Here is a 22,243-nt window from a genome sequence, read left to right on the forward strand (position 1 = left end):
CAGGGGCAGCGAGTCGTCATGGGGCCGTAGTTAATGCAGTCCTCCAGCGATATATTTCTGGGGTGGGTGCGTGGCCGGCATCAGCATCGCCAATTAAGGGACATGAAGTTCACCCTCCCGGTGGAAAGATGTTCGACTGCTCAGCTCAGGCACTATGTACAAGTGTGCGGCTGGACTCTGGCAAGGGCCCACGCGAAATCCGGCGATGCTGCGACCATCAGCGGCTATTTAGGTAAGGGCTACGCCTTGAACACGCTTTGGCGGCGTTTTCCACATCTTACGCCGACCAGACCGAGCGGGATTTTTTGGCCCTGACGGAGGCCGTACACTCTGGCCGGATAGAAGCGCTGCTTGAGCAATAGCGGTTTGTGCCAGGTGAAACCTGTTTTCCGGAAAGGCCGCATGCGCCACATAAACCGCGAGACTGGATGTCAGCCTGCCGGGCTGACGTCCTGAAGGAGCACTGATGTATTCGATCATCTTTTTCGCATGGGGGCTGGCGGCCATTACCGTGGTCGTGCATGCAGTCGGTCTGGCCTTGATGCTGAAGTTTCTGGCTCACAGGGAAAATGTTCCCCTGGGGCAACTAGGGGCCATCATCACGCGGTTGGTGTGGGTTGCCTGCTACATGATTCTGCTGCATGTGATGGCGATCTCGATCTGGGGGATGTTCTATGTGTGGCAGGGGTGTCTGCCCGATCTCGAAACGGCGTTCTACTTCTCTGGAGTGACCTACGCGACGATTGGTTACGGTGACGTGGTGCTGGTGAAGCCCTGGCGTCTGTTCGGGTTGATGGAGGGCTTGACCGGCATCCTCATGTGCGGTTTATCCACGGGTGTCTTCTTCGCTGTGGTCAATCATATTCACCAGTTGTTCCGCACGAAAAACGACGACGGCCACAAGCCCTGATGACGTTCTTCAGCAAGCGCTGCGCTGCAATGCCCGGGCTTGAGCTAGAGATACGTTCATGTGGGTTCCTTTGCCAGGTTGCGGTTGGTTTCCGCAGCCGAGTAGTCGACATCATCAATCACCGAAAAGTCGATACAGAATCAGCGCAAACCAGGCACTGCCTGCTTGACCAGATAAATGACCTCTTCGTTCAGCTAGCGAACAACGCTTCACCGGAACGAAGTCGCGACGCTAGCGAAAAAGTTCCCAGCATGGGGGCGAGTGCCTCCACCTGCGACGCTCGGATCAGCTACGCCAGACCAGTTGCAGGTCCGAGTGACAAGTTTGCACCTCGTAGCCATTGCCGATCGCTCCGCCGCAATTGACTGGGATCGTCTGTACGAGGCTCGCTTCTAGCAGGAATTCCGCATCCAATACCTGGGCTACTGCGCGGCATCCACCAGGGTTGGTTCCTGTGCTTGATAGCACTCGATCGCTGCATGGACGTTGAACAGCATGCGCTCGTGCCCCAGTTTTTTGTCGAACCCGGCACGTCGCACCATCTCAAGTACGCCGGGATTCAACCCCGCCAGCCAGAGACTGGTGCCCAGTTCGGTCAAGTGTTTCTCGCCCTCTATCAGCGCTTGCAGTGCCGAGTATTCGATATCGTTCACCGCACTCATGTCCCAGACAACCACACGCGGCTGATACTGCTCCTCCAGCGCAATGATCTGCTCCTTCACATAGTCCGCGTTGAGGAAATAAAGGCGTCCTTCCGGTCGCACGATCAGCAGCCCCTCGAAAGTCTCATCATCAGGGTGTTTCTCTGACAAGGGGCGCAACACGTCGGTGCCAGGCTTGCGACCAAGTGCGTACACGTGCGGACGGGCGGTCTGGTAGGCCAAGCTGAGCAACGACACGACGATCGCCACCGTGATCCCCTGCAACGTGCCAAACAGCAGTACCCCGAGCGCGGCTACGAGCGCCCAGTGGAATTCCATTGGGCGCACCTTACGAATAGCCAGGAATTCTCGCGGCTGGATCAGCCCGACCGAGTAGTAGATGACGATTGCGGCAAGTGTGGCGTGAGGTAGGAACCCGAGTAATCCCGAGAGCAGCAGCATCGTGGCCAAAGCCACACCGGCAGTGACAATTGAGACCGCCTGAGACTGCCCTCCGGTGGCGCGTACAACCGCCGTCTGTGAGGTGCCACCACCGGCCGGCATCGCGCCGAGCAGTGCGCCACCGAGGTTGCCGAGCCCGGTGGCGATCAACTCGCGGTTCGCATTGATGGGGGGATCGCCTGGGCGGATAAAAGCACGACCCGCCGCAATCGTTTCGGTAAAGCTCATCAGCGCGATCCCGAGCGCACCAGGCACCATCTGCTCGATCAGCGCGAGATCGGGTAGCGTGAATGATGGTAGCCCTTGTGGAATCACGCCGACTGTCGAAGCTCCGAGAGCCTGTAGGCCGAAGTACCATGAAGCGGCAATGCTGCCACCAACCACAACCAGCGGCGCAGGCGAATGTGCCCACAGGCGTTCCATTCCGATGAGCATCAGGAGTGCCGCAGCAGCTACCGCAGGCGTGATCAGGGAACTCTCCGGCACGTGATTCACGATGTTGAGGAAGTCGACAAAAAAACCTTGTTTGGCGATGTGGATGCCCAGGAGTTTTGGCACCTGGTCCAGCACGATCACAAGGCCGACCCCCGCTTTGAAGCCGCACAACACAGGGGAGGAAATGAAGCTCGCGAGAAATCCCAGGCGTATCAGTCGCGCCAGGAGCAGCATCGTGCCAACCAGCGCGGTTAGAGTTGCAGTTGCTGTGATCAGCTTCCCTGGGTCGCCGTCCGGTACGGCCAAGCCGATCTGCGCACCGGCCAAGATCGCCAGCGTGGCAGTGGAACTGACGCTGAGCACTCGCGACGTTCCCAGGAGTGCGTAGATCATCATCGGGACGAAGGCTGTATACAGACCGACGGCAACAGGTAAGCCCGCGACGGTCGCGTAGGCCATTGCTTTGGGCAGTACGACCGCAGCCGCCGTGAGACCCGACACTACGTTGAGGCGAAGTGAAGCGGTGTTGGAGTGAGCTGCCTTCGAAGTCTTCAGATGCAGCTTCACACTGCCTCTCCTAGTTGGTTGAGCTGCTTAGAACGCCGAATGATTCCATTTCCAGTATGCGCTTGAGTGCATCCTTCGCGTTCGGCATTCGTACTGAGGCCTGACTGAAACGTAAGCCCATTTGAAGGATCGGTGCAATGCGTACCTTTAAGGAGACGCTGCAAAAATAGCCAGCGGCCCCCACCCTTGGCACGCTGAGCACCTTCAACCAGCCCCCTCTCCGTGAGCCTTGTTACGCGCGTGAAGAAGACCTTCTCCGAACTCGAATACACCGGCAAGAAAAAGCAGACTCGCCGAGATCGCTTCCTGGCTGACCTTGAACAGCTGGTGCCCTGGGCACAACTGGAGGCGCAATTGGCTCCGTTCTATAGCGACACCACAGGCAAGCGCGGGCGCCCTGCGATTGGGGTGTCGCGCATGCTGCGCATGTATGTCGTGCAGCAGTGTTTCGGTTTCTCCGATGAAGGTACCGAAGATGCCGTCTACGACAGCCGGCGGGATAAATCCGTCTGAAAGACGGGGCTAGCCCGCTAATCAGCAAAATGAGTGCAGAAATCGGCCCCATAAACACAGAATAAGGCCGGTAGGTTGAAAAAAAACGGCTTGAAATGGGGGGCGGTGCGAACGGAATTATTCGACTGCTTTACTGACGCTCTGGAGTCCCAGAGATAACCATAAGCAAAGTCTATCGTCAGATCGGGATTCGGCGAATAAGCGGCGCCCAAGGTCACGGCTTTGCGGTTACCAACCGGAATGCGCACGCTGCGCTCGGCATTTCCAACTGGAGCCGGATCATAGGCGTAGCCTGCGCGTAGCAACCATTACGGGGTCAGTTGATAGGATGCGCCAACCGCAGTGGATCAGGTGTCGTGCCAGTTCAATTTCTCGCCCACACGCCTCAGGCCGGCACTCTGGCCGATGGCGGAAACATTGCTATTGACTGCCTCGAACTTGTCGAGCCGGCTCCAACGTGTCCAGGTGGTCCCCAGGTATCCGGTCCAGCGGCTGTTGAAACGATGGGTGATGGATGTATCCACTGATTCGGGCATATCAAGATCTATCTTGGCGTCATAATTTCCGTCCAGCGAGAGAAAGCTCGGGGAGCCAGAAACCTCGGTATGTCCTTTGAGGCGATAGCTCACCTTCGAGTGATAGGTGATCCCCCAACTAATTGCATCACTCAAGTCAACCAAGAGGCCGACGTTCATAGCCAATAGCCGTATCGTCCCCCTTGATAGCGACCAGAGTCTCCTTGGCGTTGTTCAGGCTGCCGGTGGCCAAATTGTTCTGAAGTTTCGCATCGAAGCGGTTCAGGGTCGGGCCGCCACCAATGGATAAGTAATCATTGATTCGATAGGTCATGGTGGGCTGCAGGGTTATCTCCCGGGTCTCGCTATAGGAGCCATGGTAACGGCCCTGAAAAGTGCTCTCGAAATCATTGATGAGGCCACTCGGAACATAGAGGCCAAAGCAGGCGTCTTAAACAGCAGACTGTTTCAGGTGGCCTGAAACGACCGCACAGGTCTCCGAGTTGCTGGCTGAAATAAAAAAGGCCGCCAGTTGTGGTGGCGGCCTAGGTCTCGGGCTTGTGGCCTTCAACTAAGTAACGTTATTTAACGGATCCCGGAGTTGCGCAAGGCGGCCGGGGTGTAGTCGGCGGCGAGGGTTTTGACGCCGAATTCGACGGCCTGCTTTTCCTGGTTCTTCATGCCCGACACTATGTAGCGGCCATTGAGCAGGTCATACAGGGTTTCCACCGCCAGCCAGGGAACCTGGGCGTCGTAATAGGGTTGCAGATGGCCTTCGGCGACCCGCCAGAGAGTGCCGCGGGCGTCGTAGTGGTCGGCCAGGACTATCTGCCAGGAGTCCTCGTCGATAAAGAACACCCGCTTGGCATAGACATGTCGCTCGCCCGGCTTCAGGGTGGCCTCCACCACCCAGACCCGATGCAGCTCGTAACGGGTGAAGTCCGGGTTGAGGTGGCCAGCCTGGACTATGTCCTGGTACTTCAGCTGGGGCGAATCCAGCTTGAAGCTGTTGTAGGGGATATACAGCTCGCGTTTGCCGATCAGCTTCCAGTCGTAACGGTCCTGTGCGCCGTTGTACATGTCGAAGTTGTCACCCACGCGCTGGCCCTCGGAGGCGGGGTAGGGGCCGTCGTAGGCCACCTGGGGAGCACGCCGCACGCGGCGTTGGCCGGCGTTGTAGATCCAGGCCAGGCGCGGCTCCTTTACCTGGTCGAGGGTCTCGTGCACCAGCAATACATTACCGGCCAGGCGCGCCGGGGCGCTGACCAGCTCCTTGTAATAGAACAGCACGTTGCCCGGATTGGCCGGATCGAAGTCCTTCAGCTGGTCGCGGTAGGTGAGCTGCATCTTGAAGTACACCGGGGTGAAGCTGCCGTCTTTCTCTGGAGTGGCCTGCACGCTGATGCGCCGCATGCTGCCGCCGCGGTAGCGGGTGAGGTGGTTCCAGACCGCCTCCTGACCGTTTTGCGGGAGCGGAAAGGGGTAGGCGGTCTGGAAGTTGGCCAGGCCGTTGCCGCCTCCCACCAGTTGGGTATGGAGCGCGTTGTGCTGCGCCGCGCGGTAGACGGAATCGGGGAGCGCGACGCTGCGGTGGCTGGGGTAGACCGGCAGCCGATAGGAGTTGGGATAACGCTTCAACATGGCCAACTGACCGGGGCTCAGTTTGTCCTGATAGCGCCCGGCGTTCTGCGCATCGATGGTGAACAGCGGCTGCTCGCTGGCGTAAGGGTCGGCGAGAAAGCCCTCGGCATTCTTGCCGCCGCTATCCGCACCTAGGCCGCCGATCCAGGCGGGGATGCTGCCGTCGGCGTTGCCGGCTTGCTCTGCGCCGAGCGGGGTCAGGGTTTTACCGAGCTGAGCGGCTTGCTCTGGGGTGACGGCAGCCAGTGCCGCGCCTGCCAGAAGCGACAGACCCAGGCTCGTGCTTTGCATTAAGCGTTTCATGATCTGCTCTCCTGCTTAAAAGGACATGCCGAAGCTGAGCGCGACGAAGTCGCGATCGATGTTGGTGTTGTAATCGCCGCCGAAGAAGTCGGTGTATGACAGGCTGGCGTTGTAGGTATTGCGGTACTCGGCATCCAGTCCCAGGCTGATGGCCTTGCTGCCCTCGTTGAAGCCCGGCTCGGGGGCATAACCGTCAACATCGTGGGACCAGGCCAGGTTCGGCTTGAGCGTCACCGCCTGAATCAGGTTGCTGTATTCCCAGATCGCACGGGCGCGATAGCCCCAGGAGGTGCTGGTGAGAAAGCCATCGTCGTTGCAATTCTGCGCGGTGTTGGCACTGGTGACCGTGCGGCACAGGCTGTTGTCCGGATGCAGCTCGCCCTGGCCGAACACCGGATCGCGGCCATAGCGCAGGCCTCCTGTGCCCTCCAGATCGCCGACATGTGTCACGCCGACTTCGCCGACCAGGGTCAGGCGATCGGCGCCCATGATCTGGTCGAAGAAATGCACGGCCGTGACCTGCGCCTGGGTCATGGGTTTGCGTTGATAGCCTTGCATCAGGCTTGAGTTGACCGGCGAATAGGCACCCGAGGAGAGCATCGGCGAGACGGCGGGGTCGCCGGTGCTGGCCAGGACCAGATCGACGGCATTGAGCTGCATGGGCATGTTGGGCCGGTAGCTGATCTCGCCGGACAAGGCCGTGCCGATCGGCAGGGTGGTGGCGAAACTCAGGCCATACAGGCGAATATCCTCCGGGTAGGCCACCTGATACTGGGAGGTGCCGAGGCGATAAGCCCCGGCCAGCTGCTGGCCGACGGGCGAGCCGCTGGCGGCAGCGCAGACCGCAGGGTCAGTGATGCCGAGGTTGGCGCAGAGCTGTGGGACAAAATTCAGGTCGGCGATATTCGGGCTGCTAATCGAACTGACGTAAGGCTGGCGGCTGTGGTAGTTGAGGAAGTAGGCGCCGAATTCGGTGTCCAGAGTGGGCACGAACCAGCGCAGCGCCGTTCCCCACTGGCCGCTGTCGCGCGCATCGTCATCGCCGGCGCGCGGCACCACGATGCCTTCTGGACCCAGGTTGATGCCGAAGGGCGACAGCGCCGCCTGGGCCAGCGGATTGGCGCTGAGATTGGGGCCGACAGCGAGAGTGTCGCAGCCATCGGCGATGAAATCGTTTTGCGAGAAGAAGGTGCCGCAGTTGTCGATCACCGTCTGCTGCCAATCGAGCTGGTAGAAGGCTTCGGCTGACAGGTTGTCGGTCAGGTTCTGCGACAGGTAGAACATGTTCACCGGGATCAGGCCTTCCTTGATCTCGGCACCGGGGCGGCGAAACGCGGAGACGTCCACCGGGTTGATGCTGTTGATCCCGCCCTGGATGAAGGTGCTCTCGCCCCAGCTGACCACCTGCTTGCCCAGACGCACGGTGCCGGGCAGCTCGCCGATCACGTAGTTGTGGTAGAGGAAGGCATCCAGCAACTCGGCGCCGGAGGCCTGCGCGCCTTCCTTGCGGTTGTGATCGTCGATGTCCTTGAACAGGCGGCTCTCGTCCTTCAGTTCGAAGTCGTACCAGTACTTGCCGCGCAGGAACACGCCCGACTCGCCATATTTCAGCTCGAGATCGTGCAGCCCCTTGAAGATCTTCGAGAAGGTCTCACCCTTCTTGAAGTTCAAGCGACCATCGTCGGTGCCGCTGGCGAAGCCCTTGCCGCCGTTGTTCTCGCCGATCAGCTCAGGATCGGCGCCGCGCAGTGCCCAGCTGGCGCCGACGCTGAGCGACGAGTCGAACTGTCCTTCGATTTCGCCGAGGTTGAAAGTCATGCCATAGACCGGCAGGGCTAGACTGTTGGCCAAACCAATGGCCAGTGGCAGGCGGGCATGCCGCCAAGAGACTCGTGTATTGTTCATGTTCATTACCTCTTGTTGTTGTTGTCTGGCACGCTGTTTGATTGGGGTTTGTGCTACTGGCTCCGGTGCTAAAAGTGGAACTGACGGGGTTGCATAAACTAGGTGTATATCTTGGTATAGCTGGTGGCTATGGGCATGACCGAGGGTTTAGAAACGTTCTGTTTATGGCAGCCACTCGACCTGAAAGCTGTAGCGCCCCAGTGCGCTGGCTAAGCGCTCCCGATCAGGGCAGGCGGCCAACTGCACGACCAGCCCCCGGCGGGCATCCTGTACGACTTCCACCGCGATGCCGGCAAGGCCGCTGCGCTCGGCTTCCTGGCGCACCACTTGGGCGATCTCACGCTGTTGCAGGGCGGGCTTGAAGATCTTGCCGACCGGGGTCAATGGCAGGGCGTCGAGGATCTCGATGCGCTTCGGTACGGCGGCCCGTTCGGCGATGTGTTGCGTGGCATACGCCAGCAATTCCTGCACGTCGCCGCTGGCGCCCGGATTCAACTGCACGTAGGCGACCGGTACTTCGCCGGCGTGGGCGTCGGGGCAACCCACGGCCGCGACCAGGGCCACGGACGGGTGGGCCTGCAAGGCTTCTTCGATCTGCTTGGGGTCGATATTGTGGCCGCCGCGGATGATCAGTTCCTTCTTGCGTCCGGTCAGCCAGAAGTAACCCTGGGCGTCCTGGCGGCCCAGATCGCCGGTGTTGAGCCAGCGCTGGCCGTCGATAGCGATCCACAGTCCCCGGTTATGGCTCTCCTCCAGATAGCCGTCGAACAGGTTCGGGCCACTGATGGTGATCAGGCCGACCTCATCCACCTCGGCATCGCGCAGGTACTCGCCGGCATCATCGAGCACGATCGCGCGCATATCCTGGTAGGCGATCCGTATGCCGATGGAGCCGATGCGGCGCTCACCATGCAGAGGATTGACCGAGGAAGCGCAGGCGCCTTCGGTGAGACCATAACCTTCGAGGATCTTTACATCGGTGCGTAGCTCGAACTCGCGGAACAGCTCCACCGGCATCGGCGCGGCGCCGCAGAGTGCATAACGCAGGCTGGAAAGGTCGCGGCCCTCCAGCTCGGTCTGCAAGAGCGCTGCATAGACAGTTGGCACACCGGAGAAGAAGTTGATGCCGAAGTGTTCCACCATCTCCCAGAAGCGGGCGAGCACGCCCTCGCCGCGGTAGCCTTGCGGCGTGCCCAGGATCACATGGTCGCCCTGGGTCCAGGGCATCAAACCAGTTACCAGTTGCCCGTTGACATGGAACAGTGGCAGTCCACAAAAAATCACCTGGCTGCCGTTGCGGGGTGCCATATGGGCGGCCATGGCCCAGGCGTTGAAGACTTCCGAGCCATGGGTGCGCGCAGCGATCTTGGGTAGTCCGGTGGTGCCGCCGGTGCAGAAGTAGGAGGAGCGCTCATCTTTGCGGATTTGCCGACCACTTTTGAGGTGCGTGCCTGGCTGAGCGTCCATCAGCGCTCGTAGCTCATGGATCGCGACACCGCTGTGCAGGTCTCGCTCTTGCTGCGCCAGCGCTCTGAGGACGCCACGCACAGGTTCGCTGACATAGGGTTCCATGCTGACCCAAACGATGTGCTTGATCGCGGGCAGTTGATCCAGTTGCGAGGCCAGCTTGGGCCACAGGTCACTGCCGGGCATCGGCGCGAGCATCACCACCACGGATGCTTTGGCGGCGTGCAGCAAGCCAGCCATCTGCTTGGCCTCCAGCAGCGGATTGACCGCCATGGCGATGCCCGCCGCTTCGCCGCCCCAGATGGTGAAGTGGGTTTCCGGCAGGTTGGGCAGGATAAAGGCGACCACTTCACCCGATTCTATGCCCAGGTCGTGGAAGGCATTGGCCGCACGGGTGATATCGGCGAACAGCTCGGCGTAGTTCCAGTCGTGGGTGCGCTTGAAGTCGGCCGCATCGGCAAAGAAGCTGAGCGCCGGCGCCTGGGGGGTGCGCTCGGCGGCGAGTCGCAACGCTTCGTAGGTGCTGGGCGCCAAGCCGCGCTCCGCCAGCGGGACTAATTCGAGATTTTCGATGTCGTTCAGGGTCTGCACTTTCATTAGGCTTCCCCCACGACGCGGTTGCGTTGCACGCCCAGGTCAATCACGCCATCGGCACTGCGAATGCGCGCCTCGACCACGTCGCCCGGCTTGAGATACTGCGTCCGGCTCTCCTGGGCCTTGAGGAACAGCTTCCATTTGGTGGCTTCCGGCATCAGGGCGGCGATGCGTTGTTTGGCCGGGGAGGGGATGCTCAAGGCGCAGCCGGCCGGGGTGCCGGTGGCGAGCAGGTCGCCGGCGTCGAGATCCTGAACCGACGAGAGTTCGGTGAGGGTTTCCGCGGGGCCGTAGACCAGGTTGGCCGTGCTGTCGTCCTGGCGCACCTGGCCGTTGACCGTCAGGCGCAGCTGCAGTGCCTTCAGGTAATGCATGTCCTTGGCATCCAGCAGGCAGAGGTAAGGACCGACCGGGCCGAAAGTGCGGAAGCTCTTGCCCTTGTAGAATTGCATCTGCGGAATCTGGATGTCGCGCGCCGAGTAGTCGTTGACGATGACCACGCCGGCGATGAATTCATGCAGGTTGGCGTCGGTAACCGTGGTGGCGCCAGTGATCGCGCGCTTCATCACCAGGCCCAGTTCGATCTCGTAGTCCAGGAAGCGCACGTTGCGCGGCTTGATCAGGTCGCTGTCCGCCGCCACCAGGCAGCTGGTCGCCTTGGTGAAGATCATGTTGAACTTCTTCGCGTCCGGGTCCATGCCCGACTCGATCATGTGCTGCCGGTAGTTGGCGCCCTGGCAGACGAATTGCTGGTTACGGGTCAGCGGCGACAGCAGTTTCACCTCGCCCTCAGCCAACTCCGTACCCTTCAATTGAGCGAGATCTTCGATGCTGTTCTGGCGGATGAACTCGCCGGTGGTTTCGAAAGCACCGGGAACGACCGTTATACGGCCCTGGCGGATAACGCCCCAGTGGATAGCGTTCTGATATTCAAAGCGGACTACATGTACAGCAGGCATTGAAGGCACTCCTGGGGCAGCGTTTGTCTCGCGCTCGGTGGTGCGAGGACTTTGGTGTTGTTCTGAATGGGGGCCGGCAAGGCTATAGACCAGTGAGCCGCCGGCGATCAACGCGCCGGCTTTAAGCACATCCCGCCGGCCATATTTGGTTGAGTTTTCCGACATGACGGCAGCTCTAGCCGAACATGCGCATGAGCGTTATCAGTTTGCGCAGCGTCAGGTCCGGGCTGCGTCGCAGGTTGCGGATCAGCGCGCGCAGATTGGCCAGGCTCAGCTTGGGCTGCGTGAAGCTCTTGGGCATGCGCTGCCCCCACTGCGCCATGGCCTCGGGGCTGACTAAATGGACGCCAGTGGGCTGCGCGGAGGTGAAGATGTCGCCGTCGCAGTAGTGCTCGTGCTTGTCACCCCAGGGGTCCTGCCAATAGTCAAAGATCTGGCTGCCCAGGATGTGTCGGCCGATGCCCCAGGCGTGCTTCCAGCCCCGCTCCCGCAAGACGCGCTGGCCCATGCCCACCGCATCGGCATCCACGAGCTCATAGGCACTGTGGCTGTAGGTCGCCATGAAGCCCTGGGCAATGGCGAGGGTATGGTGATCGGCGGGAGTATCGCCGAGGTCCAGGCGCATGAAGGTGACGATAGGCGTGCCGTCGGGAAGGACCTGCACGTCGCTGGGAATGAAACCGAGATGCTGGGTATACCAGGCGCAGGTCGCCTGGTAATCGGCGACCTCCAGGACCACATGGCCGAGCCGCAGCACTTCCGGCGGCGCTACCGGCGGTCGCTGAGTGCTGTTGATGCGCGGATGTTCCACTAGGTTGAGCAGAAGGGCGGGCCTGTGCGGGAGCGGCTCACTGGGGGTCTGCCCGCAGATGGCTTCCACCATGAATCCGGAAGGATCAAGCAGTCTGACCTGCTTGCCGCCGCCCGGATGCTTGATCGCTTCGATGGCGGAGGCTCCGCCGAGCTGGGCCAGGCGGTTCAGGTCGTCCAGACTGCCAACTTCCAGGCCGAAACCGAGAAAACGCGTCTGCGCCGCGCGATGGATGCGGTAGCAGTAGGGCGAGGGTTCGGCCGCTCGCAGATAAAGCGTATCGGCATCCCGATGGCTGACGGTCAGGCCGAAGTCGGTCAGGAAACGCGCCGCCTCATCGAGGTCGGGTCGCTCGAAGATCAGGTGGGCGAGACGATGCGCCTTGACCGTGGGGGCAGGATGCCGGGCAGGGTGTTGTGTCGCCAGGCGGGGCAATTCATTTCTGCTGTTCATTGTTGTTGTTTTCCGGGTTTTCAGAGCAAAGCCGACCCGCTCCCTGAAACTCCAGGGATGTTGTCTAGTTTAGCCGTCAGTCGAGAGTGGGCAGTGCCGGCAACTCGGTGGTCGCCAGTGCGCGAGCCTCTTCTGGGGGCACACCCAATGATCGGAGCACCAGCTCGGCCATGTCGGAGCCCGATTCGCGCCACGTTCGGTGCCCTTCCAGCACCAGGAAAATCGAGCCCAGGACGCTGCTCGTTATCAGCGTCATGACGGAAAGCAATTGCGCCTGCTGGAACTTGTACCGGCCAGTGGAAAGTCCGTTCAGAAGATCCGCAGTCGCCTGGCTGGTGAACATTTCCCGCAACGAGGTATTGCTCATGGCGAATTTATGGATGAAGGCTCCCCATTGGGAGTCCTCGTGCGCGCGACGAATGAAGAGTCGAATGCCGTTGGCCAGGCGTTGAGCAGGATCTTCGAGGGAGTCGAAGCTCTTCTTGATGCGTTCATGCATCTCCCCCGCGAGATGGCTGGCGACCGCCTCGAACAGGCTTTCCATGCTCTCGATGTTGCTATAGATCGTTCCGCGCGCCACGCCTGCCTCTTGCGCAAGGTCGAGGATGTTCACCTGAGAAGTGCCTTTTTCAGCGAACAGGCGAAAAGCAGCCTGATGAATGCGGCGCTGTGTCGGATTCAGGGATTCCACGCATTTTCTCCAAGATTGCTCATGGGTTGATTGAACATGCGTGTTCGATTTCCGTCAACAATGTTTTTGCATTGAGAATCCGCATCGCAATGCAGAAAACGTTATATGCCTGTGATTTCAGGGTGTTTTGGCTGCGTCAGTAAGCTATATGGGGATTGTCGAGGTTGTGCATATTGACTTTGATGTACACGCGTGTTCAATTCGTGGTTGCTTTTGGTTCGCCCTCTCGATAGGGGCATCAAGCCGGCTGGGTCGATGTCGATCATCCGATGCCCCGACTGCAGGCGGGCCTTGCCTCGGCGGATTGAGAACGCTTGAAGGAGCTCCGTGCCTGCCGACTTGTTGCTGCAAAGGCTTTGGTCCGTAGCGATGGCTGGCCGACTTTTCATCAACTGAAGGACAGAACATGACCGGCTCAAAGCTTTTCGAACCGCTTCGGTTACCCAATGGCGCAGTGATTCCAAACCGAATCGCCAAGGCTGCCATGGAGGAGAACCTGGCCGACGACGATCACGCACCGGGAGAAGCGCTGGTCAGGCTCTATCGGCGTTGGGCGGAAGGCGGGGCCGGACTGATCATCACCGGCAACGTCATGGTCGATCGCCATGCGCTGACCGGGCCGGCTGGTGTGGTGCTCGAGTCCGATCAAAACCTGGATCGATTCAGGCAGTGGGCCGATGCTTGCCGCAGTCGCGGCGCGCAGGCCTGGATGCAGATCAATCATCCCGGCCGGCAGGTGCTGGCTGCCTTGGGGCAACCGGCCCGGGGACCTTCCGCAGTTGCCGTCGACATTCCCGGTCTGTCCAAGGCTTTTGCGCCGCCCAGGGCCTTGAGCGAGGTGGAGATCGAGGCGCTGATCGAGCGCTATGCCCATACCGCAGCATTGGCCGAGTGCGCCGGATTCACCGGCGTGGAAGTCCATGCTGCGCATGGCTACCTGTTCAGCCAATTCCTTTCGCCCTTGACCAACAAGCGCAGCGACCGCTGGGGCGGCAGCCTGGAAAATCGTGCGCAGATCCTCCTGCGAACCCTCGAGGCAATTCGTCAGCGAGTGGCACCGACCTTTTGCGTCGCCGTGAAGCTCAATTCCGCGGATTTCCAGCGCGGCGGCTTCGATGCCGAGGATGCGGCTCGCGTGGTGGAAATGCTCAACGCCAAGGCGGTCGATCTCGTCGAGTTGTCCGGTGGCAGCTACGAAAGCCCGGCGATGCAGGGGCAGACCCGCGACGGCAGTCGCTTGGCTCGAGAGGCCTATTTTCTCGAGTTCGCGGAAAAAATGGGCGAGGTCGCGCGCATGCCACTGATGGTCACCGGCGGCGTGCGCAGAAAGGAGGTTGCGGAGCGAGTGGTGAGCGGCTCGGTGTCGATGGTGGGGCTTGCCACTGCGCTGGCTATCGAGCCGACCCTGCCAAGCCAGTGGCGGGCGGGTCAAGGCACCGAAGTGGAGCCCATCGTCGTGCGCTGGAAGAACAAGGCGCTGGCGTCGCTTGCAGTTGCGTCGGTGGTCAAGAAGCAACTCGGCTTGCTGAGTCAGGGGAAACGGACAAGGCCCAGGACGTCGCCGCTCATGGCTCTGCTCGGGACTCAGCTGAAGTCCCGTCGCCAGGCGACGATCTATCGGCAATGGATCAGCCGGGCCTAGCAGGCCGTTGAAGAACTCGGTTCCATCTGTCCCAGCCCGCTAGGTTGCTGCTTTTCAAACAATAAGACTTGGCGCACCCTTCAATTAGGAGAGTGAAATGCTCATCGACGATATTGAATACGTAATCTTCTGCCACTCCGACCTTGCCGCGGTCCGCCAGTTCATGATCGATTTCGGCCTGCTGGATGTCGGGCAGCAGGGAGATTCCCTGTATCTGCGCGCCTATGGCGATGCGCCGTTTTCCTATGTGACCAGCCAAGGCGAGGCCGCCTTCGTCGGCATGGGTTTTCGCGTCGCCAACCAGGAAGCCCTGGCTCAACTCGCCGCCCGTTTCGGTGCGGACATCGAGGACTGCCCGCATCCCGGCGGCGGCAAGTATTCCCATACGACCGATCCGGAGGGCTTCCACGTAGAGCATTTCTCCGACGGCGACATGGTCAACGAGGACACGCCGACACAGCGCTACCCGTTCGGCCGCGACACCCAGCTCCAGTGGGGGCCGGCCTTTCCCGGCCTGTGAGTCCGCTGGGCGGACGGTAATCGACCGGTGAAAGGGACGCCTGCCCGCAAACCGTGCAGGTGTCCCGGCCATCGCCGCTCCGAATCGGGCGAATCGCCCCTCGCATTTAGCAACCGAATCGACCAGACATGAAAAAAATAATACTGAAAACCATCCTGTTCGCCTTGCCGAAGGTGCTCAGTTTCACTGCCCGTAAACATCCCAAGTTCCGCGAGCGCCTGAAGCAAAAAAATTGCACGGCCTATATGGGGCTGCAGGACGGCAGCATCGGCCGCTTCCTGCAGATCAGAGGCGGCAAGGTGTCGTCGCGCGCCGGCACGGCGGCAGAGGCCGATGTCAGCATGTTGTTCAAGGACCTGCCGACGGCGCTGAAATTCCTCTCGCCGAACCCGGATATGGGCGAGATCGTCCACGCCGCCAAGAATTTCAAGGTCGTCGCCAAGGGCCCGGATCATCTGGTGGTGTGGTTCACCCAGATGCTCAACCTCAGCCAGACGGTCGGCCTGGAGATGGGCAGGCCGATGCGCGACGGCACCCGGCGCTACACCACCTGCACCAACGGCGGGCCGCTGTTCATCTACGTCAAGGACGGGCGTATCCAGCGCGTCACGCCGCTGGAACTGGACGACAAGGACGCGCCGAGCTGGGAACTGCAGGCGCGCGGCAGGACCTTCCGCCCCAAGCGCCGCGCGTTGGTGGCGCCGCACGCCCTGTCGCTGAAATCCCTGGTCTATTCGGACAAGCGCATCCTGCAGCCGATGAAGCGGGTCGATTTCGACCCCGACGGCGAGCGCAACCCGCAGAACCGCGGCAAGTCGGGCTATGAGCCGATCAGCTGGGACGAGGCGCTAACTATCGTCGCCAAGGAAATCAACCGGCAGAAGCGCGTCCACGGACCCGGCTCGATCACCTTCCCGATGTCGTCCCACCATCAGTGGGGCAATGTCGGCTATTACCTCAGCTCGCTGACGCGCTTCGCCAACCTGATCGGCTTCACCCGCGTCGCCGCCAACCCGGACAGCTGGGAGGGCTGGTACTGGGGCGCCATGCACCATTTCGGCAATTCCATGCGCGTCGGCGTGCCGGCCGGCTACGGCGCCGTCGAGGACTGCCTGAAGGAAGCCGAGATGATGGTCTTCTGGTCCTGCGACCCGGAGAGCACCAACGGCGCCTATGCCGGCTTCGAGGGCACCACCCGGCGCCTGTGGGCCAAGGAACTGGGCATCGAGTTCGTGCATATCGATCCGCACAACAACCCGACTGCGCAACTGCTCGGCGGGCGCTGGATTCCCATCCGGCCGCAGACCGACGCCGCGCTGGCCACCGCCATCATGTACGTGTGGGCCGTCGAAGGCTTGTACGACAAGGAGTACGTCGCCACCCGCACCACCGGCTTCGACGAGTGGCAAGCCTACCTGCTGGGCGAGACCGACGGCATCGCCAAGACGCCCGAGTGGCAGGAAGGGGAGACCGGCGTGCCGGCCAAGGACGTGCGCGCCCTGGCCCGCAAGTGGGGCAACCGCAAGGTCTATCTGGCGACCGGCATGACCGGCGCCGGCTTCGGTGGCGCCGGCCGCGGCGCGACCGGCCAGCAGTGGGCGCGCTGCCTGATCATGATGATGAGCATGCAGGGCTGGGGCAAACCCGGGGTCAATTTCGGCTGCCTGCAGATCGGCACGCCGGTGGACCATCACTTCTACTTCCCCGGCTATGCCGACGGCGGGATTTCCGGCGACCTGATGTGGACCGGCAACGCGGTGAACAATTACCAGCGCATGCCGCACATCCTGACCATGAACCCGGTCAAGCAACTGGTGCCGCGCCAGCAGTTGCCCGATGCCATCATCAATGGCCACGCCACCGGCTATCTGTGGGACGGCATGTCGCAGGAGGCGCAGTTCGCCCCCTTCACTTATCCGATGGCGGGCTATTCGCCCATCCACATGATCTACCGCTACGGCGGCTCGTCCTTCAGCACCGTGACCAAATCCGGCCGCTGGGTCGAGGCCTACCGCCACGACAGCATCGAGTTCGTCGTCAATCAGTCGATCTGGATGGAAGGCGAGGCCCAGTTCGCCGACATCATCCTGCCGGCCTGCACCCAGCTCGAGCGCTGGGACATCGGCGAATGGTGCAACTCCGGCGGTTATGCCCACCATGGCTACACCCTGGTCAATCACCGGGTGGTGGCGTTGCAGCACAAGTGCATCGAGCCGCTCGGCGAGTCGCGTTCGGACTACGACATCTTCACGGCCATCCTCGAACGCCTGGGCCTCGGCGGCGTGTTCACCGAAGGCTGCAGCGAGCTCGACTGGGTCAAGCGGGTGTTCAACTCCTCCGACCTGCCGGACCATGTCTCCTGGGCCGATTTCTGCCGCAAGGGTTATTACATCGTCCCGCCGGAACGGCCCGAACTGCGCCCGCCGGTCGACATGCGCTGGTTCGCCGAAGGCCGTGCCAAGGACCTGCCGGAGCCGTTTCCGCTGCCCTCGCAGTGGGCGGAAGAGTTCGGCAAGGGCTTGCAGACGCCCAGCGGCAAGCTGGAGTTCGTTCCGGAAATCCTCAAGCGCCACACCAAGGACAATCCCGACCGGCCGGCGCTCAACCGTTACATCCCCTCCTGGGAAGGCTTGGGGACAACCGAGCTGGTCGGCAAGTATCCGCTGCAGATGATCGCCACCCACTCGCGCTACAGCTTCCACACGTCAAGTGATGGCAAGAACGGCGTGACCAGCCGGGTGCAGGACCATCGTGCGCGCATCGCCGGCCACGATTTCTGGCTGCTGCGCATCTGCCCGGCCGATGCGGCTGCCCGCGGTATTTCGCACCGCGACCTGGTCAAGATTTACAACGATCGCGGGGCAGTGATCTGCGCGGCCGACGTGTCGGCGCTGGTGGTGCCGGGAGTGGTCAAGTCCTACGAGGCCAGTGCCGAGTTCCAGATGCTGGAAGTGGCCGGCGAGACCGTCGAAATCGGCGGCTGCATGAACATCCTCACCCCGGATCGGCCGCAAACCCAGGGGACCAGCAGCATGAGTCCGAATTCATGCCTGGTCCAGATCGAAAAATGGCAAGGCGCCGACGCGTTCAAGCGCCTGCGCGCCGAGGCGGGAGTCGCACATGAGTAAGTGGAACCTGATCATCAATGTCGGGCGTTGCGAGAATTGCTACAACTGCGTGCTCGCCGAGCGCGACGAGCACGTCGGCAACGACTATCCGGGCTACGCGGCGCCGGCCTCCCTCGCCGACGAGGCGCCGATCCGCATCCTGCGGCGGGTGCAGGGGGCGGCACCGATGGTCGAGACGACCTACCTGCCGGTGATGTGCAACCACTGCGACGATGCGCCGTGCATGAAGGTCGGCGGCGACGCCATCAGCAAGCGTGCCGACGGCATCGTCGTCATCGATCCGGTCAAGGCCAAGGGGCGCAAGGACATCGTCCGTTCCTGCCCGTACAAGGCCATTGTCTGGAACGAGGAACAACAGCTGCCGCAGACCTGGATCTTCGACGCCCACCTGCTCGACGGCGGCTGGAAAGGCCCGCGCTGCCAGCAGGTGTGTCCGACGGACGTGTTCGAAGCGGTGAAGCTCGACGACGCGGCGATGCAGGAGAAGGCGCGCCAGGAGGAGTTGCAGGTGCTGCTACCCAAGTTGAACGCCAAGCCACGGGTCTATTACCGCGGACTGGAGCGCTGGGACACCTGCTTCATCGGCGGCAGCCTCAGCGCCAGCGTTGACGGCGTGGTCGATTGTGTCGCCGGTGCCGAAATCACGCTCCAGCAGAACGGCAAACAAATCGCGGTCACCCACAGCGACGCCTTTGGCGACTTCCGTTTCGCCGGCCTGGGCAAGAAAAGCGGCGGCTATCGCATCGAAGTCCGCCACGGCCTGGGCGAGGCGCAGCGCGACTGCGAGCTCGACGAAAGCCTCTATCTCGGCGAAATCCGGCTGGTGAGCAGCCATCAGAATTGCATTGAGGAATGAACCGCATGAATCACACCCAGGAACTGAGCGTGCCGCCGGAATATCCGGAAAGCGCGGCGCCCGCCCACGTCAAGAAGCTGGTCAGGCCGAAGGCCTGGCAGAAGGCTACGCAGTTGGCCTTCCTGCGTTTCGAAAAGAAGGATCTCGCCGAGGCTGAGCGCTTCTGGAACGATTTCGGCTTTGTGACGGTGTCGCGCACTGCGGAGCAACTGGTGCTGCGCGGTGCCGGGACGGCGCCGGCCATCCTCGTCGCCACCAAAGCCGAGACCTCGCGCTTCGTCGGCTCGGTCTTCGTGGTTCCGGCCGATACCGATTTCGCCCGGCTGGAATGCGAAAGCAATGCCAAGCCGCTGCCGCCGGAGCGCATTCCCGGCGGCGGGCGCGGCGTCATACTCAATGATCCGGACGGCACCGAACTGTGGCTGATCACCGACTGGGCATCGGTACCGGCCTTGCCGACCCGGCCGGCTATCCATCGGGAAATGAACGTGCTGGGCGAGATCCAGCGGGTCAACCGCACCGTCCGTTCGCCCATCGAGCCGGCGCTGGTCGGTCGCCTGGGTCACGTGGTCTACCAGACCAGCAACTTCGAGGTGATGTCCGAGTGGTACATGCGCCACCTCGGCATCATTCCGACGGACGTGCAGTACCTGGAAGACGGCTCGCCGCTGGTTACCTTCTTCCGCCTGGACTTGGGCGACCAGCCGGCCGATCACCACACCTTCGTCATGGCCAGCGCTCTGCAGCCGCGTTATGAACACAGCGCCTGGGAAGTGATCGACCTCGACGCCCTGGGGCAGGGCCAGCAAGTCATGCATGCCCGTGGCCACAAGCACTTCTGGGGCATCGGCCGGCACCTGCTCGGCAGCCAGCTGTTCGATTACTGGAAAGACGCCGACGGCTTCGACTTCGAGCACTACACCGACGGCGACGTATTCACCGCCGATCACGAGACGCGCTACGTGCCGTTCTCGACCGGCAGCATCTGGGCCTGGGGGGACGACGCACCCAAGGCGATCTTCCCGGCCAAGTCGCTCGGCCTGGTCTGGCGGGCATTGAAACTGATCCGCCAGGGGCGCCTGACCCTGTCCAAGCTCCGCATCATCGGCAAGACGCTCGATACCCCGGCGCGTCCCTGGCTCTGAATTCGACACACTAGGACTTGATCTATGGCCATCACCCTTATCCGCTTTATCCCCGCTAACGCACCTGCCGACGCCGAGCCCGGCTGGGGCGTCGTGTTTGGCGACAAGATCGCGCCGCTGGATGGCCGCTACGCGACCACCGCCGAGCTGATCCGGGACGGGCGCGATGCTGCCCGTCAACTCACGCCGGCCCAGGCCACGCTCGAATTGGGCAGCGTCCGCGTTCTGCCGCCGGTCACTTCGAACCAGCAATTCATTTGCCAGGGCGTCAATTACGAGAGCCATGTGCGTGAATCCGGCCTTGACCCGAAGAACTTCCCGTTCAATACCATTTTCACCAAGGCACCCTCCTGCATCAGCGGCCCGTACGACGACGTGGTGCGCCCCGCCCACGTGAAACTGCTGGACTACGAGATCGAACTGGGTCTGGTTCTCGGGCGCGATCTGGTTGCCGGCGAGGTGGTCACGGAGGACAAACTGCACGAGGTCCTGGCTGGCGTGACCATCGTCAACGACGTCTCGGCGCGCGATGTCCAACTGCCGCAGGGCCAGTTCTACAAGGGCAAGAGCTACCAGACCTTCGGTCCGGTCGGCCCGCTGCTGCTGCTGCTCGAACCCCAGGAATGGCGGCGCTGGCGCGAGCTGAAGATGACCCTGACGGTCAATGGCACGGCCCGCCAGGAAGCCTACTGCGGCGAAATGCTGTTCAAGCCGCATCAGACCCTGACCGAACTCGCGTCGCTGCACGGCATGTACACCGGTGACCTGGTGGCGACCGGGACCCCGGCCGGTTGCGCCGCCAAGGCGCCGGGCAAACTGGTCATGTTCATCCTCAAACATTTCATGTCCGATGCCGGGAAATGGAAGGCCTTCATCGCCAAGGCGACGAAAAACCCGCTCTACCTGCAACCCAACGATGTCATGGCCCTGAGCATCCGCACCGACGACGGCGCACTGGATCTCGGCCAGCAGCGCACCCGGGTGGTCGCGGCATGATCATGGCCCAACGGCTGCTCTGCCTGTCACCGGCCTCACCGCCGGTGTTCTCGGTCGGAGCCATGGTCGTTCCACGTCCCGGCAAGGGCGAGGTCGTACTGCGGGTCGAGGCTGCCTCGGTGAACCCGATCGACGTCAAGCGTGCCGGCGGCTACGGCCAGCGTCTGCTGAAGCTCAAGGGCGCAGGGAAATTCCCCCTGGTCCTGGGCAACGATGTCGCCGGGGTCGTCGAGTCGGTCGGCGAGGGCGTCAGCGCATGGCGGCCGGGGGATCGGGTCTTCGGCCTGGTCCCGACGGGAAAGGGTGGCGCCCACGCCACCCATGTGGCGGTCGAGGCGCGCTGGCTTCGCCCCTTTGTCGACGGCCATGACGCCGCTTCGCTGGCGGCTTTGCCGTACACCTTCACCACCTTGTGGCAATCGCTGCGCAAGGTCGGCATAAACGAGCACAACGCCAAAGGCCTCGAAGTGCTGGTGCATGGCGCCTCCGGCGGGCTCGGCCGGCTGGCCATCCAGCTCCTGGCACGCTGGGGTGCCGCGGTGACCGCCATCTGCAGCACGCCGAACCTGGACTCTTGCCGAGAACTCGGCGCGACCAGCGTCTGGGACCGCACGCGCCAGCCTTTGTCCGGGTTGCCGCAGCGCTACGACGCGGCGCTGAATTTCGGTGCCTGGCAGGACGAGGAGACGCTGATCGCCGCGCTCAAGCAGGGTGCGCTCGGTTTTGCCAGCGCGGTCCATCCGTTGCTGGCGAATTTCGACAGCAACGGCTGGCTGGGCGGGGCCTGGCAAACCCGCCGCGACCTGCGCCGCTGCAAGGCGCTGGCCGCCGCCAAGGGGGCAGGCTACGGCTGGGTGGTGTTCAAGCCGGAGGACGAAGCACTCGACGTACTGCAGCGTCTGTTGGGCGAAGGCGCACTGACACTGCCGGTCGGCATCGCGGTGCCGCTGTCCGCGGCCGGGCAGGCCTTCGATCACGCGGCGCGGCAATTGCCCGGCCGGGCACTGCTGCTGCCCTCGGGGGCGTGATTCGGGCCAGGGACGACCCGCTTGCCGGAAATGCAGCAAGCGACGTCCCTCCCAAGAAACC

Annotated in this window: 16 protein-coding genes and 2 pseudogenes; 10 read left to right on the top strand and 8 right to left on the bottom strand. The window is 62.2% G+C overall.

All coding sequences use genetic code 11. From position 1 onward, the window contains the following. Positions 1–33 precede the first annotated feature (33 nt). Together AC3IYG_RS04075 and AC3IYG_RS04080 are read left to right on the top strand one after the other, a co-directional pair. A complete protein-coding gene (locus AC3IYG_RS04075) occupies positions 34–315 on the top strand; it encodes a DUF2252 family protein (RefSeq protein WP_489312458.1) in 282 nt (93 codons plus the stop codon). Between the two features lie 151 nt (positions 316–466). Beyond that, on the top strand, positions 467–910 hold the full coding sequence (locus AC3IYG_RS04080; RefSeq protein WP_489312460.1) for a potassium channel family protein: 444 nt from the start codon (positions 467–469) through the stop codon (positions 908–910). Positions 911–1,332: 422 nt separating this feature from the next. On the opposite strand, the gene AC3IYG_RS04085 is transcribed toward AC3IYG_RS04080, so the two are convergent. After that, complete coding sequence (locus tag AC3IYG_RS04085) at positions 1,333–3,015, bottom strand: SulP family inorganic anion transporter (RefSeq protein ID WP_489312462.1); 1,683 nt, start codon at positions 3,013–3,015, stop codon at positions 1,333–1,335. A gap of 240 nt (positions 3,016–3,255) precedes the next feature. Between AC3IYG_RS04085 and AC3IYG_RS04090 the strand changes: the two are divergent. Next, positions 3,256–3,510 (top strand): annotated as a pseudogene (locus AC3IYG_RS04090) (transposase); the annotation flags it as partial. 35 nt (positions 3,511–3,545) lie between these two features. Here the strand turns inward: AC3IYG_RS04090 and AC3IYG_RS04095 are convergent. From AC3IYG_RS04095 to AC3IYG_RS04125, 7 genes and pseudogenes are all read right to left on the bottom strand, one after another. Beyond that, positions 3,546–4,482, bottom strand: a pseudogene (locus tag AC3IYG_RS04095) (outer membrane protein transport protein); the annotation flags it as partial. Between the two features lie 146 nt (positions 4,483–4,628). Next, positions 4,629–5,987, bottom strand: a complete 1,359-nt coding sequence (locus tag AC3IYG_RS04100; protein WP_489312464.1) for a DUF1329 domain-containing protein — start codon at positions 5,985–5,987, stop codon at positions 4,629–4,631. 15 nt (positions 5,988–6,002) lie between these two features. Further along, positions 6,003–7,892: a DUF1302 domain-containing protein gene (locus AC3IYG_RS04105; protein WP_489312466.1), complete on the bottom strand. Its 1,890-nt coding sequence runs from the start codon at positions 7,890–7,892 to the stop codon at positions 6,003–6,005. Positions 7,893–8,054: 162 nt separating this feature from the next. Then, positions 8,055–9,956 carry an acyl-CoA synthetase gene (locus tag AC3IYG_RS04110; protein WP_489312467.1) on the bottom strand — a complete coding sequence of 634 codons (1,902 nt, stop codon included), beginning with the start codon at positions 9,954–9,956 and terminating at the stop codon, positions 8,055–8,057. Beyond that, positions 9,956–10,912, bottom strand: a complete 957-nt coding sequence (locus tag AC3IYG_RS04115) for a fumarylacetoacetate hydrolase family protein (protein WP_489312469.1) — start codon at positions 10,910–10,912, stop codon at positions 9,956–9,958. Before AC3IYG_RS04115 ends, AC3IYG_RS04110 begins: the two co-directional genes overlap by 1 nt. 175 nt (positions 10,913–11,087) lie before the next feature. Further along, a complete protein-coding gene (locus AC3IYG_RS04120; protein ID WP_489312471.1) occupies positions 11,088–12,176 on the bottom strand; it encodes a VOC family protein in 1,089 nt (362 codons plus the stop codon). A 76-nt stretch (positions 12,177–12,252) separates the two neighbouring features. Further along, positions 12,253–12,867 (bottom strand): TetR/AcrR family transcriptional regulator, encoded by a 615-nt coding sequence (locus tag AC3IYG_RS04125; RefSeq protein WP_489312473.1) that lies wholly within the window; start codon positions 12,865–12,867, stop codon positions 12,253–12,255. Positions 12,868–13,273: 406 nt separating this feature from the next. Here AC3IYG_RS04125 and AC3IYG_RS04130 point away from each other — a divergent pair, with 406 nt between their 5' ends. The 7 genes from AC3IYG_RS04130 to AC3IYG_RS04160 all read left to right on the top strand — a co-directional run bounded on the left by AC3IYG_RS04130 (position 13,274) and on the right by AC3IYG_RS04160 (position 22,182). Beyond that, positions 13,274–14,509 carry an NADH:flavin oxidoreductase/NADH oxidase family protein gene (locus AC3IYG_RS04130; protein ID WP_489312475.1) on the top strand — a complete coding sequence of 412 codons (1,236 nt, stop codon included), beginning with the start codon at positions 13,274–13,276 and terminating at the stop codon, positions 14,507–14,509. 97 nt (positions 14,510–14,606) lie between these two features. Beyond that, positions 14,607–15,029, top strand: coding sequence for a VOC family protein (locus tag AC3IYG_RS04135; protein ID WP_489312477.1), 423 nt, complete (start codon positions 14,607–14,609; stop codon positions 15,027–15,029). A gap of 128 nt (positions 15,030–15,157) precedes the next feature. Next, positions 15,158–18,157, top strand: a complete 3,000-nt coding sequence (locus tag AC3IYG_RS04140; RefSeq protein ID WP_489312479.1) for a molybdopterin-dependent oxidoreductase — start codon at positions 15,158–15,160, stop codon at positions 18,155–18,157. Further along, complete coding sequence (locus AC3IYG_RS04145; RefSeq protein WP_489312481.1) at positions 18,150–19,013, top strand: 4Fe-4S dicluster domain-containing protein; 864 nt, start codon at positions 18,150–18,152, stop codon at positions 19,011–19,013. The genes AC3IYG_RS04140 and AC3IYG_RS04145 overlap by 8 nt, the downstream gene beginning before the upstream one ends. Positions 19,014–19,018: 5 nt before the next feature. Next, positions 19,019–20,158, top strand: a complete 1,140-nt coding sequence (locus tag AC3IYG_RS04150) for a VOC family protein (protein WP_489312483.1) — start codon at positions 19,019–19,021, stop codon at positions 20,156–20,158. Between the two features lie 24 nt (positions 20,159–20,182). Next, positions 20,183–21,154, top strand: coding sequence for a fumarylacetoacetate hydrolase family protein (locus tag AC3IYG_RS04155; RefSeq protein WP_489312485.1), 972 nt, complete (start codon positions 20,183–20,185; stop codon positions 21,152–21,154). Further along, positions 21,151–22,182 (top strand): alcohol dehydrogenase catalytic domain-containing protein, encoded by a 1,032-nt coding sequence (locus AC3IYG_RS04160; protein WP_489312486.1) that lies wholly within the window; start codon positions 21,151–21,153, stop codon positions 22,180–22,182. The genes AC3IYG_RS04155 and AC3IYG_RS04160 overlap by 4 nt, the downstream gene beginning before the upstream one ends. Positions 22,183–22,243 lie beyond the last annotated feature (61 nt).

Source organism: Pseudomonas sp. KH_027 (assembly GCF_057838565.1).